We start from the raw sequence: 16636 nt of genomic DNA, 5'->3' as shown, positions 1-16636 counted from the left end.
GAAAGAAACAACGCAAAAAGTGTGACAGGGACTGCGTCACGCGGCGGCGGCGTGTATAATAGGCTCGTATGTAAGCTCTATTTCGACCACCACATACAAAAGACACTCATGGCTCAAGGCACGCTTTATATTGTTTCCGCCCCTAGCGGCGCGGGTAAATCCAGCCTGATTCAGGCTTTATTAAAAACCCAACCGTTGTACGACTCTCAGGTTTCTGTTTCGCATACCACACGCGCTCCGCGCCCGGGTGAAGTGCACGGTGAACACTATTTCTTTGTGGATCACGATGAATTCAGAACGATGATTGGCAGAGACGCTTTTCTTGAACATGCAGAAGTCTTTGGCAACTATTACGGCACCTCGCGCGAAACTATCGAGCAGGTACTGGCGACCGGCGTCGACGTCTTCCTCGATATCGACTGGCAGGGCGCGCAGCAAATCCGCAACAGAATGCCCGGCGCGCGCAGCATTTTTATTCTGCCGCCGTCAAAAGATGAACTTGATCGTCGCCTGCGTGGCCGCGGTCAGGACAGCGAAGAGGTTATCGCGAAACGTATGGCGCAGGCAGTTGCAGAAATGAGCCATTACGCGGAATATGATTACCTTATTGTGAATGATGATTTTGATACCGCGCTGAGCGATCTGAAAATTATTATTCGCGCCGAACGTCTGCGCATGAGCCGCCAAAAGCAGCGACATGGCGCTTTAATCACCAAACTGTTGGCAGACTGAACCCACATTCAGTATCATGCCCAGTCACTTCTTCACCTGTGGAGCATTTTAAGTATGGCACGCGTAACTGTTCAGGACGCTGTAGAGAAAATTGGTAACCGTTTTGACCTGGTACTGGTCGCCGCGCGTCGCGCTCGTCAGATGCAGGTAGGCGGAAAGGATCCGCTGGTACCGGAAGAAAACGATAAAACTACCGTTATCGCACTGCGCGAAATCGAAGAAGGTCTGATCAACAACAAGATCCTCGACGTTCGTGAGCGCCAGGAACAGCAAGAGCAGGAAGCCGCTGAATTACAAGCCGTTACCGCTATTGCTGAAGGTCGTCGTTAATCACACAGCGGGTCGCCCTTGTATCTGTTTGAAAGCCTGAATCAGCTGATTCAAAACTACCTGCCCGAAGAGCAAATTAAACGTCTTCGGCAGGCTTATCTCGTTGCACGTGACGCTCACGAGGGCCAAGCACGTTCAAGCGGTGAACCCTACATCACGCACCCGGTAGCGGTAGCCTGTATCCTGGCCGAGATGAAACTCGATCACGAAACGCTGATGGCCGCCCTACTGCACGACGTGATAGAAGATACCCCTGCCACCTACCAGGACATGGAACAGCTTTTTGGTAAAAGCGTTGCTGAGCTGGTAGAGGGGGTGTCAAAGCTTGATAAACTTAAGTTTCGCGATAAGAAAGAGGCTCAGGCCGAAAACTTTCGCAAAATGATTATGGCGATGGTGCAGGACATTCGCGTCATCCTCATCAAGCTTGCTGACCGCACCCATAACATGCGCACACTGGGCTCATTGCGCCCGGACAAACGCCGCCGCATCGCCCGCGAAACGCTGGAAATCTACAGTCCTCTGGCGCACCGTTTAGGTATTCATCACATCAAAACCGAGCTTGAAGAGCTGGGATTTGAAGCGCTGTATCCTAACCGCTACCGGGTCATTAAAGAGGTCGTAAAAGCGGCGCGCGGTAACCGTAAGGAGATGATTCAAAAGATCCTCTCCGAAATCGAAGGGCGTTTGCAGGAAGCAGGCATTCCCTGTCGCGTTAGCGGTCGCGAAAAGCATCTGTACTCCATCTACTGCAAAATGGTGCTTAAAGAGCAGCGTTTTCACTCGATTATGGATATCTACGCCTTTCGCGTGATTGTTCATGATTCTGATACCTGCTACCGCGTGCTTGGCCAGATGCACAGCCTTTATAAGCCGCGTCCTGGGCGTGTCAAAGACTACATTGCCATTCCGAAAGCAAACGGCTATCAATCTTTGCACACCTCGATGATTGGCCCGCACGGCGTCCCGGTTGAGGTACAAATTCGTACCGAAGACATGGACCAGATGGCGGAAATGGGGGTTGCGGCGCACTGGGCTTATAAAGAGCACGGCGGCGAGAGCAGCACCACGGCGCAAATCCGCGCCCAGCGCTGGATGCAGAGCCTGCTGGAGCTCCAGCAGAGCGCCGGTAGTTCATTTGAATTCATTGAGAGCGTGAAATCCGATCTGTTCCCGGATGAGATTTACGTTTTCACCCCGGAAGGGCGCATTGTCGAACTGCCCGCTGGCGCGACGCCGGTGGATTTCGCCTACGCGGTGCATACCGATATCGGCCATGCCTGCGTCGGCGCACGCGTCGACCGTCAGCCGTATCCGCTGTCGCAGTCGCTCTCCAGCGGTCAGACGGTGGAAATTATCACCGCGCCGGGAGCACGACCAAACGCAGCGTGGCTGAACTTTGTTGTCAGCTCGAAAGCGCGCGCCAAAATTCGCCAGTTGCTGAAAAACCTCAAGCGCGACGACTCCGTTAGCCTCGGACGCCGCCTGCTTAATCACGCCCTCGGCGGCAGCCGTAAGCTGGCCGAAATTCCGCCAGAGAATATTCAGCGCGAACTTGAGCGCATGAAGCTGGCAACGCTTGACGATCTGCTGGCCGAAATCGGCCTCGGCAACGCCATGAGCGTCGTGGTAGCCAAAAACCTGCAGCAGGGGGAAGCCACCGCCGTTCCGGTACAGCCAGCGCCTGTTGGTCATAACCATCTGCCAATTAAAGGCGCAGATGGCGTGCTGATCACGTTCGCCAAGTGCTGCCGTCCGATTCCTGGCGACCCGATCATTGCGCACGTCAGCCCTGGTAAAGGCCTGGTTATCCACCATGAGTCCTGTCGTAACATTCGCGGCTATCAGAAAGAGCCGGAGAAGTTTATGGCGGTCGAGTGGGATAAAGAGACGGCGCAGGAATTTATCACCGAAATAAAGGTGGATATGTTCAACCACCAGGGTGCACTGGCGAATCTTACTGCCGCGATCAACACCGCGTCCTCCAATATTCAAAGCCTGAATACGGAAGAAAAAGATGGCCGCGTTTACAGCGCCTTTATTCGCCTCACCGCGCGTGACCGCGTGCATCTGGCGAATATCATGCGCAAGATTCGCGTCATGCCGGATGTGATTAAAGTCACCCGTAACCGAAATTAGTCTTATGAATGCACAGCGTTATGCACGTATCTGCGAGATGCTCGCCAGGCGTCAACCTGACCTGACGGTCTGCATGGAGCAGGTCCACAAGCCTCATAACGTTTCTGCGGTGATTCGTACCGCAGATGCCGTTGGCGTGCATGAAGTGCACGCCATCTGGCCCGGCAGCCGCATGCGCACCATGGCCTCTGCGGCGGCTGGTAGCAACAGCTGGGTACAGGTTAAAACGCACAGCACCATCGGCGATGCGGTCACACATTTAAAAAGCCAGGGGATGCAAATCCTGGCAACGCATCTCTCCAGTAAAGCCGTTGATTTTCGTGAAATCGACTATACCCGCCCCACCTGTATCCTGATGGGGCAGGAGAAAACCGGCATTACTCAGGAAGCGTTAGACCTGGCGGATCAGGACATCATCATTCCCATGATTGGCATGGTGCAGTCGCTGAACGTTTCCGTTGCCTCAGCGCTGATTCTCTATGAAGCCCAGCGCCAGCGGCAAAATGCCGGTATGTACCTGCGTGAAAACAGCATACTGCCGGAAGAAGACCAGCAGCGCCTGCTGTTTGAAGGCGGCTATCCAGTGCTGGCGCGGGTCGCGAAACGCAAAGGGCTGCCATACCCTCACGTCAACGAGCAGGGCGAAGTCGAAGCCGATGCCGCGTGGTGGGCCACCATGCAGGCGGCGAAGTAATTATGCAAGGTCGCCTGTTAGATGCCGTCCCCCTTAATACCCTAACCGGCGTTGGCGCAGCCCAGAGCAGCCGACTTTCAAAAATTGGCCTGCACACGGTGCAGGATCTGCTTCTGCACCTGCCGCTGCGTTACGAAGACCGCACCCACCTGTACCAAATCGGCGAACTGCTGCCCGGTGTTTATGCCACGGTTGAAGGCGAAGTCCTCAACTGCAACATCACTTTTGGCGGTCGCCGGATGATGACCTGCCAGATAAGCGACGGCTCCGGTATCCTCACCATGCGCTTTTTTAACTTCAGCGCGGCGATGAAAAACAGCCTGGCAACCGGACGCCGCGTGCTGGCTTACGGCGAGGCAAAGCGCGGTAAACATGGGGCGGAGATGATCCACCCGGAATATCGGGTTCAGGGCGACATGAGCACACCTGATTTACAGGAAACCCTAACCCCGGTTTATCCCACCACCGAAGGCATCAAACAGGCAACCCTGCGTAAGCTCACCGATCAGGCGCTGGAGCTACTTGAAACCTGCGCTATTGCCGAATTACTGCCGCCGGAGCTGGCCCAGGGGATGATGAGCCTGCCGGACGCCTTGCGCACGCTGCATCGCCCGCCACCGTCATTACAGCTCAGCGAACTGGAGAGCGGTAAACACCCGGCCCAGCGGCGCTTAATCCTGGAAGAGCTGCTGGCGCATAATCTCAGCATGCTGGCGCTGCGGGCAGGCGCCCAGCGCTATCACGCCCTCGCGCTCAGCGCTAACGACGCGCTAAAAGACAAACTACTGGCCTCCCTCCCCTTTACACCTACCGGCGCGCAGGCGCGCGTGACGGCGGAAATCGAGCACGATATGGCGCTGGACGTGCCGATGATGCGTCTGGTGCAGGGGGATGTAGGTTCTGGTAAAACCCTGGTCGCCGCGCTGGCAGCACTGCGCGCCATCGCCCACGGCAAGCAGGTCGCGCTGATGGCGCCGACCGAGCTGCTGGCTGAACAGCACGCCAATAACTTCCGCAATTGGTTCGAACCGCTGGGCATTGAGGTTGGCTGGCTGGCCGGGAAACAAAAAGGTAAAGCGCGTCTGGCGCAGCAGGAAGCTATCGCCAGCGGACAGGTGCAAATGATTGTCGGTACCCACGCTATCTTTCAGGAGCAGGTACAGTTTAACGGCCTCGCGCTGGTGATTATCGACGAACAGCACCGTTTCGGCGTTCACCAACGCCTGGCGCTGTGGGAGAAAGGCCAGCAGCAGGGTTTTCACCCGCACCAGCTAATTATGACCGCCACCCCCATTCCTCGTACCCTGGCGATGACTGCTTATGCCGATCTCGACACCTCGGTTATCGATGAACTGCCGCCGGGTCGTACGCCGGTCACTACGGTAGCCATTCCCGATACCCGACGCAGCGATATTATCGATCGCGTGCGTAACGCTTGTACCCACGAAGGCCGTCAGGCCTATTGGGTCTGCACGCTGATTGAAGAGTCGGACCTGCTGGAAGCCCAGGCGGCGGAAGCTACCTGGGAAGAACTGAAGCTCGCGCTGCCGGAGCTGAATATCGGTCTGGTGCATGGGCGTATGAAATCCGCCGAGAAGCAGGCGGTCATGAGCGCGTTCAAACAAGGCGAAATGCATCTGCTGGTCGCCACCACGGTGATTGAGGTCGGCGTGGACGTGCCTAACTCCAGTCTGATGATTATCGAAAACCCGGAGCGCCTGGGGCTGGCGCAGCTGCACCAGCTTAGAGGGCGCGTCGGGCGCGGCGCGGTCGCTTCCCACTGCGTGCTGCTCTATAAGTCACCGCTGTCAAAAACCGCGCAGAAGCGGTTACAGGTGCTGCGCGATAGCAACGACGGCTTCGTTATTGCCCAGAAAGACCTCGAAATACGCGGTCCCGGCGAGCTGCTCGGCACCCGCCAGACCGGCAACGCTGAATTCAAAGTCGCCGATTTACTGCGCGATCAGGCCATGATCCCGGAAGTTCAGCGCATCGCGCGCCATATTCATGAACGTTACCCGCAGCAGGCCATCGCGCTCATTGAGCGCTGGATGCCGGAAACCGAACGCTATTCCAACGCGTAGCGCGAACGTCATCTCGCCACGCTGCGCATAATTTTTATTCAGATGAGTGGATTATGAAACGAGAACTGGCCATCGAATTTTCGCGCGTCACCGAAGCCGCTGCCCTGGCAGGCTATAAGTGGTTAGGCCGTGGTGATAAAAACACCGCCGACGGCGCCGCCGTCAACGCCATGCGCATTATGCTCAACCTGATCAATATTGACGGCACCATTGTCATTGGCGAAGGTGAAATCGATGAAGCGCCGATGCTGTACATTGGCGAACGCGTTGGTACCGGTAAAGGCGATGCGGTAGATATCGCCGTAGACCCTATCGAAGGTACCCGCATGACGGCAATGGGCCAGGCCAACGCGCTGGCGGTCATGGCGGTGGGCGATAAGGGCTGCTTCCTGAATGCGCCGGATATGTACATGGAAAAACTGATTGTCGGTCCGGGTGCAAAAGGCGCTATTGACCTGAACCTACCGCTGGCGGAGAACCTACATAACATCGCCAGCGCGCTGAACAAACCGCTGAGTGAATTAACCGTCACCATCTTAGCTAAGCCTCGTCACGACGATGTCATTGTTGAGCTACAGAAACTGGGCGTGCGCGTGTTCGCCATCCCTGACGGCGACGTCGCGGCCTCCATTCTGACCTGTATGCCAGACAGCGAAGTAGACGTCATGTACGGCATCGGCGGCGCACCGGAAGGTGTTGTTTCTGCGGCAGTGATTCGCGCGCTGGACGGCGATATGAACGGTCGTTTGCTGGCGCGTCACCACGTTAAAGGCGACAGCGAAGAGAACCGCCGCATCGGTGAAAACGAGCTGGAACGCTGCCAGGCGATGGGCATTGAAGCAGGCAAAGTGCTGCGCCTGGACGATATGGCGCGCAGCGACAACGTCGTTTTCTCCGCGACCGGGATCACCAAAGGCGACCTGCTGGACGGTATCACCCGTAAAGGCAATATGGCGACCACCGAAACGCTGCTGATCCGCGGAAAATCCCGTACCATCCGCCGCATTCAGTCGATTCATTACCTCGATCGCAAAGACCCGGATATCCAGTTGCACATCCTGTAAAACATTTGATCAATAGAGCTTTCCAGCCTTTTCGGGCTGGAAATCTTCTCTCGTCGCGGTGAAGATACGCTAACAAGATTGAGAGGAGAGACGCTATGGCAAACTGGGTTACAGGCAAAGTGGTAAAAGTTCAAAACTGGACGGATGCACTGTTTAGCCTCACCGTTCATGCACCGGTTGATCCGTTCACCGCCGGGCAATTTGCCAAACTGGGCCTTGATGTTGACGGCGAACGCGTGCAGCGCGCCTATTCCTATGTTAATGCTCCCAGCAATCCCGATCTTGAATTCTATTTGGTGACAGTTCCGGAGGGCAAACTCAGCCCACGGCTGGCCGCGCTGAAGCCGGGAGATGAAGTTCAGGTTGTCAGCGAAGCCGCCGGTTTCTTTGTCCTGGAAGAAGTGCCGGATTGCGACACGCTGTGGATGCTCGCCACCGGCACGGCAATTGGCCCGTACCTGTCGATTCTGGAAGAAGGGAAAGATCTGGATCGCTTCAATAATCTGGTGCTGGTCCATGCAGCACGCTATGCCGCCGATCTCAGCTATTTGCCGCAAATGCAGGCGCTGGAACAACGTTATGCAGGTAAGCTCCGCATCCAGTCGGTCGTCAGCCGGGAAACCGTACCGGGTATGCTGACAGGTCGTATTCCGTTCCTGATCGAAACCGGCGCGCTGGAAGAGGCCGTCGGCCTACCGATGAGCGCGGAAAGCAGCCACGTCATGCTATGCGGCAACCCGCAGATGGTGCGCGATACCCAGCAGTTGCTGAAAGAGACCCGGCAGATGAGCAAACATCTGCGTCGCCGACCGGGCCATATGACCGCCGAGCATTACTGGTAATCAGGACTCCGCTTTCCAGCGGACGTCGAGTGTCTCTTTACCAAACTTATTTGCGCCCTGGGTGCCGACAAACGCGCCCAGGTCGATAAGCATCATGACGATAATCAGCGTCGGTATAAACCGCCCGACGCCCCACTGCCAGACGCCTGGCAGCATCGACCAGTTACCCGCCAGCAGCATCCACGCCAGAATCATCAACAGCGCCCAGAGCCCGGATTTACCCCTATCGTGCAGGCGTTTGATCGTCACCGCAGCCGTCGGCCACAGCAGGCACACCAGAATAAAAGCCGCAGTCTGCAAATTGAGAAGATTGCTGCCAGCCAGCGTGAACAGCGCGCTCATGGTCATTATCCAGATAGCCATCCAGATCCAGAAGTCGCGACGTCCAATCCGCCCTTTAATTGAGAATAACCACTGCTGTAGGGTCATGTTTTATTCCTTATCATCATCACTGGCGTAGTTTACCCTGAAGGCGTGACTTTTTGACAAGCGTGACGGTTCTCGTTTTAATCGTCAGCAGACAAAAAAAGGAAAGATAGGCATGAAGAAGTGGGCAACCTTATGTTTAATGGGGCTGACGGCGTTATCCGTCGGCCAAAAGGCGTTGTCCGCAGAAGCTGAATCCAACGCAACTGCCCCCTATCTTCTCTCCGGCGCACCGGTGTTTGACATTTCCATCAGCGAGTTCCGGGAAAAATTCAACGCCGACAACCCAAAGCTATCACTTAATGAATTCCGCTCCGTCGTTTCCAGTAGAGACCAGGCCAACCTGACCCGTGCGGCCACGAAGATCAACGAGAATCTTTACGCGTCCACCGCGCTTGAGCGCGGTACGCTCAAAATCAAATCGATGCAGATTACCTGGCTACCGATTCAGGGACCGCAGCAAAAAGCGGCAAAAGCCAAAGCACAGGAGTATATGAGCGCCGTTATACGCGCTTTCGTACCGACGCTTAGCGCAGCGCAGAGCCAGCAGAAGCTGCAAAAACTGCTGACAGCCGGGAAAGGTAAACGTTACTTCACGGAAACCGAAGGCGCGGTGCGCTATGTGGTGGCGGACAACGGCGAAAAAGGGCTGACCTTCGCTGTTGAACCGATTAAGCTGGCGCTATCTGAAACGCTGGAAGGCAACAATAAATGACAAAAAGCAAAGCCTTTCCAGTGATGAATCTCTATACTGTTTCACAGACCATGCTGCCCCCGGGGGCGGCTATATTCCTTAATTCGCTTTGACGCGTGGAGAATAAAAATGCGACATCCTTTAGTGATGGGTAACTGGAAACTGAACGGCAGCCGCCACATGGTAAACGAACTGGTCGCAAACCTGCGTACCGAACTGGCTGGCGTGACCGGTTGTGCAGTTGCCATTGCTCCGCCTGAAATGTATATCGACCTGGCTAAACAAGCCGCTGCGGGCAGCCACATCCACCTGGGCGCGCAGAACGTTGATCTGAACCTGTCCGGCGCATTCACCGGTGAAACAAGCGCTGAAATGCTGAAAGACATCGGCGCTCAGTACATCATCATCGGCCACTCCGAGCGTCGTACCTACCACAAAGAGTCCGACGAGCTGATCGCTAAGAAATTCGCCGTGCTGAAAGAACAGGGTCTGACTCCGGTTCTGTGCATCGGTGAAACCGAAGCGGAAAACGAAGCGGGCAAAACGGAAGAAGTCTGTGCACGTCAGATCGACGCTGTGCTGAAAACTCAGGGCGCTGCTGCTTTCGAAGGCGTGGTTATCGCTTACGAACCAGTATGGGCGATCGGTACCGGCAAATCCGCTACCCCAGCCCAGGCTCAGGCGGTTCACAAATTCATCCGTGACCACATCGCTAAAGCCGATGCGAAAGTTGCTGAACAAGTGATCATCCAGTACGGCGGTTCCGTTAACGCGGGCAACGCCGCTGAGCTGTTCACCCAGCCGGACATCGACGGCGCGCTGGTTGGCGGCGCATCCCTGAAAGCTGACGCTTTCGCGGTGATCGTTAAAGCAGCTGAAGCCGCGAAAAACGCGTAATTCGCTTTAGTGGGCCTTTCCCCGGTCGCGCTTCGCAACCGGGGTTATCGCCTGGTAGCCCGGACAGGTGCGCAGCACCGCCTCCGGGAAAATCCCCAAGCGGAACAGGCTACAGTTTCCCCAACGCCTGATACCACAGATAATCCAACGGCAGCAGAATCAAATAGCTCACCGCCGCCAGGGCGATACACAGCAGCATCCCCGCCCGCGCAGGTACTTTCCCTAATCCCATCGCCACCACAATCGGTGATGCCTGATACGGCAGCAGCGGCGTGGAATACCCCAGCACCTGAATCATAATCACGCTCAACAGCGGAAAACCGGTAGCATCGGAAAAGCTCTGCGCGAAGGTGGTATACAGCGCCGGAACGCCGTTAGCAGTCATAATAAAGTTCAGCGCGCTGGTAATACCGGTCAATGCGAGAAAGCTGGTAAACGGACTCTCTTTATCCAGCGGCATAATATGCAGCAGCGCATTTCCCATCACGCTACCGATACCCGTCTGGGTTACGGTGATCGCCAGCCCCAGAATCCCGGCGACGTAAATACAGGTACGGATATTCACGCCGCTGGAAAACTCGTCGCCGTTGATAAAACCAACGCGCGGCAGAAGCGTTATCACCGCCGCCGCCAGCCCCGTCCAGGCTGGCCCCACGCCGTGCCAGCTTTCAGTCACCCAGAGCGTCAACACCACCGCCAGCAGCCATGCCAGGCGCTTCTCATCATGGCTCATCGGCGGCAGCGGCGTCATGTCGCGCGGCGGATGCGGTTTACCGGGAAACAGCCAGCATATCAGCGCAATCAGTACCGCCCCTTTTAACCAACCGAGCACCGGCGTATGCAGAAGTAAATAGGGTACATAATTCAGATGGATGCCGTATGAACCTTCCGCCGCGCCGCTCATCACCAGATTCGGGACGTTAGCAGGCAAAATGGTGGCCGACAGCTGGAAAGTACCGAATCCCACCGCCAGCGCCAGCCCATACCAACCGCGCGTGCCATCCTCAATCCCCGCGCGTTTCGCCATGGCCGCCACAATCGGCATCAGCAGCGCAATGCGCCCCATATTTGAAGGCATAACAAAGGCCAGGGCATAGCTGAGCAGCACCACGCTACCAACCATCAGCGGCCAGGAATCGGTGAGGCGCGACGAGAGCGAGCGGGCCGCCCTGTCCGCCAGCCCGGTTTTGCGAATGGCGATCCCCAGCACAAAGCCGCTGAATACCAGCCAGAAGGCCGATGAAGCAAAGCCGCCGAAAATCACCTCCGGCGGCGCGATTTTGGCGATCATCGCGGCGGCAAAAAACAGCAGTGCGGTCATAAACTCCGGCAGCAGCGAGGTCGCCCAGAGCAAAATGGTGATGCCAACGATGATAGAAGGAAGGAACAGAGGATGGGACAACCAGAGCGACATACCTGTCTCCTGACGATTTTTTCAGCAAGAATACGACGGACAGTCAGGCAGGTAAACGCCAGATATAGTGGGGTTATCGCAGGATTAAGCGGACAGATCAGTGATAATGAATTTCACCAAAGTATTCAGACAGCACGTAATAGCGACAATACTCAAAAGGGTTGTCTTGTCCGGCCTGAAACGTCTGTCTGGCAACGGATAGCAGCGGTTTATTCGCGGCAATTTGCAGTTTTTCACACAGGTCGGCGGAAGGTAAAATCGCCTCAACTTTTTCTATCGCCGAGTCGCTTGTGACGTTTAATAACGAATAGAGCGACGTATGCTCCAGCGCCTGCGGCGTCAGTTCCAGGCCGGGAAAGAAGCTGAGATCGAGATATATTTTCTCATGGTTAAATGGGCGGTTATTCAGGCAACGAATACGCGAAATATAGAGATAGTGATGATGTGCGGGCAGGCTCAAGCCGTCTGCCTGAGCGTCGCGCGCGCGGCGCGGCGCGATTTCCAGAATACGGTTCTCAATCGCCACGCTGGCGTCCTGGAGATCGCTGGTAATACCGCGAAACGTGTGACCATAGCTCACGCCTTCCGGTACGGAGCACACCACAGAACCACTCCCGCGCTGCGACGAAATAATGCCCGCATTGATCAGTTCGCTCCAGGCCTGTTTAACCACAATCAGCGAAACGTTATAAGCCCTGGCGACCTCTTTTTGCGTCGGTAGTTGGCTACCCAAAGGCAAAGACCCGTTCTGGATCTGCTGACAGATGATAAAAAATAGTTGCTTATAAAGCGGGGTAAAGCTCGTTTTATCAACCTGCAAGCTGCGCACCTCACGTCTTCGCCAGCAGGGGACGTTTTACCGTCCCCGGCAGGGTGAAGTCGCTACCCTGCGATTTGCCTGGCCAGTTCTGCCAAATCGAAATGATTCATACGATCCAAGGTCGTTAAATAATCGGCGGGAAAAGCCTCCACGCCATGGAATGCGCCGGAAATCGCCCCAACCATGGTGGCGACAGTATCAGTATCATTGCCGATATTAACGCCGGAGATAATAGCATCTACCGCAGAATTCGGACAACACGCGAACAGGCCAAAGGCCGCGGGCACCGCTTCACTCACGTGCAGCCCGGAGCCAATAATATCGGCAATATCAACAATCGCGGTTTCCCAATGGCGATGACGTTTACCGATATCCACGGCCAGCTCAATGCGTCGGGCAACGGAAGGCCCGGCGACCATCATCGCCCCTTGCTCCTGCGCCAGCAGATAGCCTCTTTGCGCACCGTAAATACCGGCAGCAATAATGCTGTCTGCGTTGGTCTGCGCTCTTAACGCCTCGCTGGTTGCCGCCGCCATCGCCGCCGCGCCGGACATTGCCAGCACGTTGTTATGGGTAAAGCGGCAAATCTGCAGCGCGCATTCAATCGCCGCGTCGATATCGCCAAGATGCAACACCGCCGCTGGCCAAATCTTCATAGCCGCGCCGTTGGTGGCTTCCGCGTTTCCTTTATTAATAATCTGTACCGACTGTTTTTCGCCTTCCAGCTCGCCCTGCAAAGAGGCGCGATTATCATTAAATATCGCTTTCATTGCCGCACGCGTCGTCGGACCGGTAAAGTTGGCGTAGAAAGGATAATCCAGCCACTGCTGGAAAGCTTCGCGCATCGCTTCGTCGCTGACTTCACGCTGATGGCGCAGCAGCGCGTCCATAATGTACTTAGCCTGAATAAAATCATCCGTGCACATACCCGCTTCATTGCAGCGGCCAAACGTGTCCGCAGGCGGTTTTTGAAAGGTCGTCACCCAGCCGCCAAAATAGTCTTTTATCTGCTGCTGGGTGCGTACTTCCGTCGCGGCTCCCATCGCGTCCGCGGCGGCTGCGCCAACCAGGCATCCCAGTATTTTGTTTTGATCAACGTGCATGATGACTCCTTATTTCACGGTCATGGCTTGTGCCAGCGAATGGCTGGACAGAAAAGTGTTGAGCTGCTCAGGAAACGGCAGAGCGGTCATTGCGCCTTTTGCCGTCACCGCCATAGCGCCGCAGGCATTGGCATTGCTGATGGCTTCCGCCAGCAGGGCATGATCCCAGCAATTTGCGCGGGAAAGGGTGAACAGCAGGCCGCCGACAAAAGCATCGCCTGCCCCGGTGGTATCGACGACATCGACGCGTGGTGCGGGAAAATGGAACTCCCCCTCGGCGGTAATCAACAGCGCGCCATCGGCCCCCAGCGAAATGATCGTGGTGTCACAGCCTAGATCGCGCAGGTAATAACGCGCATCCTGCCAGTGACTGGCCCCGCTGAGCTGGCACAGCTCATCTGCCGAGACTTTGCAGATAGAAGCCAGCGCGGCGGACCGGGCGATCAGTTCAGGGATTTCATCAGTATTCCCCCACATTTTGCTGCGCAGATTGACGTCAAACAGTACGTAACCACCCGCTTCACGCATTCTTCTCGCTCCCTCAAGGCACGCCTCGCGAGCGGGCCTGTCGGTGAGGCCAATTGAGCTGAAGTAAAACCATTCGTGCTGCCTGAACGGCGGCAGGTCCTGCGGCGAGACGTAGGTATCGGCACCTGGATGCACCAGATAGGTAAAACTACGCTCCCCATCAGCCGTCAGGTTAACGATCAGCACCGCGCTGGTCAGGGCTGCATCCAGCCTTAGAAACGTGACATCCACAGCGTTCTCCTGAAAAACCTGGCGCAGGAAACGCCCGGCATCGTCATCGCCAAGACAGCCAATAAAACCGCACTCTCCGCCCAGCCTGGCCACGCACACTCCTACGTTCGCCGATGCACCGCCGGGGCACTTCAGGTAGCTATTCTGTTTTTCCGGCACCAGATCAACGGAGGCATCGCCGATAACCCAAACCTTATTCATGGCCTTCATTTGCGCCTCCTTATGCCTGTTTCTGCGCCAGGGCGAGCTGAATATCACGATAATATTCGTTGTTAATCAGATACTTTTTCATAAGCAGTCCAACCGCAAGGTGGAACAGAGCAGGAATGAGCGTCATCATCAGCGCAATACCGGTGAGCGAACGTGCGGTCTGTTCAACATCGGCTTGATAGCCAAAGTGGCTCAGCAGGAATCCAAGTACGCCGCCAGCGATCCCCATACCAAATTTCTGGAAGAAAAGAATGCCGCCAAACGCCAACCCGGAAACGCGCAGACCAGTTTTCTTTTCGCCGTAATCCACCGCTTCAGCGATAGAGGACCAGAACACCGGCATTTGCATATCGCAGAAGAAATTAATGAGAAAATAGAACGTAAAGGCCAGGACAAGATTTTCACGACCGACGGAGAAATACATCAGCGCGCTCAGAACAAAAGTGACGAGCTGGGTATAGCGGAACATTTTAATTTTGTCCCAGAACTTGGTTATCCAGGTGGTGGCGATCATCGCTAAAATAGAAGCGATAACGCCGGTGGTCAGAAACGGTGAAATCAGGCTATCTCCGCCGTTCAGATAATACTTGGCGTAATAAGCGGCAACGGAACCGCGAATAACATAACCGCACATCAGCAGCAGAATAACAACGCCGAGAATAATCCACTGATCGTTGCGTAACAGATATTTAAACTGTTTCCCCACCGATAACGACGTAATTTCCGGCTCGCTGCGTTCACGCGTGGTGAGAAAACAGAAGATAAACAACAAGGCTCCCATCGCGCCCATCAGCCCCATCGAAAACTGATAACCCAGCGCCTTATTACCCTGCCCCAGCCAGACGGCAAGCATCGGTACGACGATAGTCACCAGGAAAGCGGCAATCTTAGTCATCACAAAACGATAGCCGTTGGCGCTTAACCGTTCTACGGGGTCGCTGGTAATCACGCCAATCATCGAAATATAGGGAATGGTGATCGCGGTATAGACCAGGGTCATAAGAATATAGGTGCCATAGGCCCATGCCAGTTTGGCCATATAAGCCATATCAGGCGTAATAAACATCAAATAAACGGCGAAGCCAAAAGGAATAGCAAACCACAGCAGCCACGGGCGATAACGCCCCCAGCGCGTATTCAGTTTATCGGTAAGAACCCCCATGGCCGGATCGATAATGGCATCAATCATCCGCACAACCACAAACAGTACGCCAACATCAGCGGCGCTCAGGCCGTAGATATCGGTATAGAAATAGGCGAGGAGCAGCTGCATGGCGATAATCACAACGTTTATCGCCATATCTCCCGCGCCGAAGCCGATTTTTTCCACAATAGAAAGTTTCATGTTGATATTCCTTTACGCTTAGCAGCGCAAATCTGGTGAACAATTAATGATGTCACTACATGAAATAAAAACGTTTTTATAAATAAGCCGCCTGTCCGACACGCAATGGAGGCTATGAAGAGAGTGTAACCATCCTTCAAAAGATATAAAGGTATACCTTTATATCTTTTGATCAGTTTCACATATTTTTTAGATGTAAACTTATCCCGGAATTAAACCGGGATAAGAATCAAGGAGATAACGAATGGTGAGCACATGAAGAAAATTAGCGTGAAGACAAAATGGCGCAGCTATGGTCCTGAATTTCTTCCGCCGATGCGCGATTGAGCGTCAGCAGGTTACGCTCGGTGGCCAGTAGCACCAGCGAGCCATCGCTCTGTTTCGCCATCGCCAGCGCAAAGCGGCCCATATGCTCACGCGCTTCCGGTACTTCTTCCGCCAGCATCAGAAAAGGACTGCGCTGCGCCAGCTCCGTTTCAGTGACCCGGCGCGCCAGATATTCATGGCCCATTAACCCACCAGGTAGCGGCAACCAGCGGCTACTAATGACGGAAGCCTCTTTGTCCAGTTGAGTACGAACATCAGGCCGTAAACAGGAGATGTGAATATGGAAATGATTTTGCGTGCGTCCGCTGCGCGAATTAATGGTCAATGAGACTACATCATCCGATACGGCAGAGCCACGATGCTGGCTCATGATTTCACGCCCCTGCCAGGCCTGCCAGAAGAAGTTCGGCGTCAGTGGGTCAAGCAGAAGAGGGCTTTCGGTGCCGTTAATACGGTAAGTTGGCATCAGCAGATACTGCAGCGGGCCGTTGCGGTCTTTAAACAGGACATAGCCGCCCTTCAGATTCACTTCCGCGCAGGGCGCGGGATTTTGATTCTGCTGTTGGTTGGGGACGCACTGTTGCAGAACAATTTTCCGCAACGCGTCAGGGTTGCCGGAATGGAGCCAGTAATAACCGCCCGCAATTGCCGCCAGAACCACCACCAGCAGCACCAATAAAAGGTATCGTACTCTTCGCATTCTATTTTCCTGTCTCAGCCAGAAACGGAAGAGTAGCGCAGTTTGATGACTAAATG

16 protein-coding genes are annotated in these 16636 nt (G+C 55.1%); 9 read left to right on the top strand and 7 right to left on the bottom strand.

Annotated features, from left to right (window positions below):
- Nucleotides 1-108: 108 nt before the first annotated feature.
- From gmk to fpr, 7 genes are all read left to right on the top strand, one after another.
- Nucleotides 109-732 (top strand): guanylate kinase, encoded by a 624-nt coding sequence (gene gmk, locus FN082_RS12540; RefSeq protein WP_112216035.1) that lies wholly within the window; start codon nucleotides 109-111, stop codon nucleotides 730-732.
- A 54-nt stretch (nucleotides 733-786) separates the two neighbouring features.
- Nucleotides 787-1062 carry a DNA-directed RNA polymerase subunit omega gene (gene rpoZ, locus FN082_RS12535; protein WP_004106927.1) on the top strand — a complete coding sequence of 92 codons (276 nt, stop codon included), beginning with the start codon at nucleotides 787-789 and terminating at the stop codon, nucleotides 1060-1062.
- Nucleotides 1063-1080: 18 nt separating this feature from the next.
- The gene (gene spoT, locus FN082_RS12530) at nucleotides 1081-3201 is read left to right on the top strand and encodes a bifunctional GTP diphosphokinase/guanosine-3',5'-bis pyrophosphate 3'-pyrophosphohydrolase (protein ID WP_142981651.1); all 2121 of its coding nucleotides are present in this window, start codon (nucleotides 1081-1083) and stop codon (nucleotides 3199-3201) included.
- A 4-nt stretch (nucleotides 3202-3205) separates the two neighbouring features.
- Nucleotides 3206-3895 (top strand): tRNA (guanosine(18)-2'-O)-methyltransferase TrmH, encoded by a 690-nt coding sequence (gene trmH, locus FN082_RS12525; protein ID WP_142981649.1) that lies wholly within the window; start codon nucleotides 3206-3208, stop codon nucleotides 3893-3895.
- 2 nt (nucleotides 3896-3897) lie between these two features.
- A complete protein-coding gene (gene recG / locus FN082_RS12520) occupies nucleotides 3898-5979 on the top strand; it encodes an ATP-dependent DNA helicase RecG (protein ID WP_139538387.1) in 2082 nt (693 codons plus the stop codon).
- 53 nt (nucleotides 5980-6032) lie between these two features.
- Complete coding sequence (gene glpX, locus FN082_RS12515) at nucleotides 6033-7043, top strand: class II fructose-bisphosphatase (protein ID WP_139538388.1); 1011 nt, start codon at nucleotides 6033-6035, stop codon at nucleotides 7041-7043.
- Nucleotides 7044-7138: 95 nt separating this feature from the next.
- Entirely contained in the window at nucleotides 7139-7885 is a 747-nt protein-coding gene (fpr, locus tag FN082_RS12510) for a ferredoxin--NADP(+) reductase (RefSeq protein WP_142464160.1), read from the top strand.
- Here fpr and FN082_RS12505 read toward each other — a convergent pair whose 3' ends face one another.
- Nucleotides 7886-8314, bottom strand: coding sequence for a DUF805 domain-containing protein (locus FN082_RS12505; RefSeq protein WP_139538390.1), 429 nt, complete (start codon nucleotides 8312-8314; stop codon nucleotides 7886-7888).
- A gap of 112 nt (nucleotides 8315-8426) precedes the next feature.
- Between FN082_RS12505 and FN082_RS12500 the strand changes: the two genes are divergently transcribed.
- A complete protein-coding gene (locus tag FN082_RS12500; protein WP_142464161.1) occupies nucleotides 8427-9026 on the top strand; it encodes a DUF1454 family protein in 600 nt (199 codons plus the stop codon).
- 108 nt (nucleotides 9027-9134) lie between these two features.
- Nucleotides 9135-9902, top strand: coding sequence for a triose-phosphate isomerase (tpiA, locus tag FN082_RS12495; protein ID WP_139538392.1), 768 nt, complete (start codon nucleotides 9135-9137; stop codon nucleotides 9900-9902).
- A gap of 109 nt (nucleotides 9903-10011) precedes the next feature.
- Here the strand turns inward: tpiA and FN082_RS12490 are convergent, their stop codons facing one another.
- From FN082_RS12490 to FN082_RS12465, 6 genes are all read right to left on the bottom strand, one after another.
- On the bottom strand, nucleotides 10012-11316 hold the full coding sequence (locus tag FN082_RS12490) for an SLC13 family permease (protein ID WP_139538393.1): 1305 nt from the start codon (nucleotides 11314-11316) through the stop codon (nucleotides 10012-10014).
- Nucleotides 11317-11413: 97 nt separating this feature from the next.
- Complete coding sequence (locus FN082_RS12485; protein ID WP_080190231.1) at nucleotides 11414-12136, bottom strand: GntR family transcriptional regulator; 723 nt, start codon at nucleotides 12134-12136, stop codon at nucleotides 11414-11416.
- 62 nt (nucleotides 12137-12198) lie between these two features.
- The gene (locus FN082_RS12480) at nucleotides 12199-13239 is read right to left on the bottom strand and encodes an ADP-ribosylglycohydrolase family protein (RefSeq protein ID WP_142981648.1); all 1041 of its coding nucleotides are present in this window, start codon (nucleotides 13237-13239) and stop codon (nucleotides 12199-12201) included.
- Between the two features lie 9 nt (nucleotides 13240-13248).
- Entirely contained in the window at nucleotides 13249-14208 is a 960-nt protein-coding gene (locus FN082_RS12475; RefSeq protein WP_142464163.1) for an aminoimidazole riboside kinase, read from the bottom strand.
- 10 nt (nucleotides 14209-14218) lie between these two features.
- Nucleotides 14219-15553, bottom strand: a complete 1335-nt coding sequence (locus FN082_RS12470; RefSeq protein ID WP_139538395.1) for an MFS transporter — start codon at nucleotides 15551-15553, stop codon at nucleotides 14219-14221.
- 265 nt (nucleotides 15554-15818) lie between these two features.
- Entirely contained in the window at nucleotides 15819-16580 is a 762-nt protein-coding gene (locus FN082_RS12465; RefSeq protein ID WP_139538396.1) for a CDP-diacylglycerol diphosphatase, read from the bottom strand.
- Nucleotides 16581-16636: the final 56 nt, after the last annotated feature.

Origin of the sequence: Klebsiella spallanzanii (genome assembly GCF_902158555.1) — a bacterium.
Taxonomy (GTDB): Bacteria; Pseudomonadota; Gammaproteobacteria; order Enterobacterales; family Enterobacteriaceae; genus Klebsiella; species Klebsiella spallanzanii.
Note: the sequence above shows the minus strand (reverse complement) of the source record. Positions and strands in the feature narration are given on the sequence as shown.

Excerpts from the sequence above, each read along its gene's own strand:
- tpiA (WP_139538392.1), top strand. The coding sequence starts at position 9,135 with ATGCGACATCCTTTAGTGATGGGTAACTGGAAACTGAACGGCAGCCGC.
- fpr (WP_142464160.1), top strand. The coding sequence starts at position 7,139 with ATGGCAAACTGGGTTACAGGCAAAGTGGTAAAAGTTCAAAACTGGACG.
- recG (WP_139538387.1), top strand. The coding sequence starts at position 3,898 with ATGCAAGGTCGCCTGTTAGATGCCGTCCCCCTTAATACCCTAACCGGC.
- FN082_RS12465 (WP_139538396.1), bottom strand. The coding sequence starts at position 16,580 with ATGCGAAGAGTACGATACCTTTTATTGGTGCTGCTGGTGGTGGTTCTG.
- trmH (WP_142981649.1), top strand. The coding sequence starts at position 3,206 with ATGAATGCACAGCGTTATGCACGTATCTGCGAGATGCTCGCCAGGCGT.
- glpX (WP_139538388.1), top strand. The coding sequence starts at position 6,033 with ATGAAACGAGAACTGGCCATCGAATTTTCGCGCGTCACCGAAGCCGCT.
- FN082_RS12480 (WP_142981648.1), bottom strand. The coding sequence starts at position 13,239 with ATGCACGTTGATCAAAACAAAATACTGGGATGCCTGGTTGGCGCAGCC.
- FN082_RS12470 (WP_139538395.1), bottom strand. The coding sequence starts at position 15,553 with ATGAAACTTTCTATTGTGGAAAAAATCGGCTTCGGCGCGGGAGATATG.
- FN082_RS12500 (WP_142464161.1), top strand. The coding sequence starts at position 8,427 with ATGAAGAAGTGGGCAACCTTATGTTTAATGGGGCTGACGGCGTTATCC.
- FN082_RS12505 (WP_139538390.1), bottom strand. The coding sequence starts at position 8,314 with ATGACCCTACAGCAGTGGTTATTCTCAATTAAAGGGCGGATTGGACGT.
- gmk (WP_112216035.1), top strand. The coding sequence starts at position 109 with ATGGCTCAAGGCACGCTTTATATTGTTTCCGCCCCTAGCGGCGCGGGT.
- FN082_RS12475 (WP_142464163.1), bottom strand. The coding sequence starts at position 14,208 with ATGAAGGCCATGAATAAGGTTTGGGTTATCGGCGATGCCTCCGTTGAT.
- FN082_RS12490 (WP_139538393.1), bottom strand. The coding sequence starts at position 11,316 with ATGTCGCTCTGGTTGTCCCATCCTCTGTTCCTTCCTTCTATCATCGTT.
- rpoZ (WP_004106927.1), top strand. The coding sequence starts at position 787 with ATGGCACGCGTAACTGTTCAGGACGCTGTAGAGAAAATTGGTAACCGT.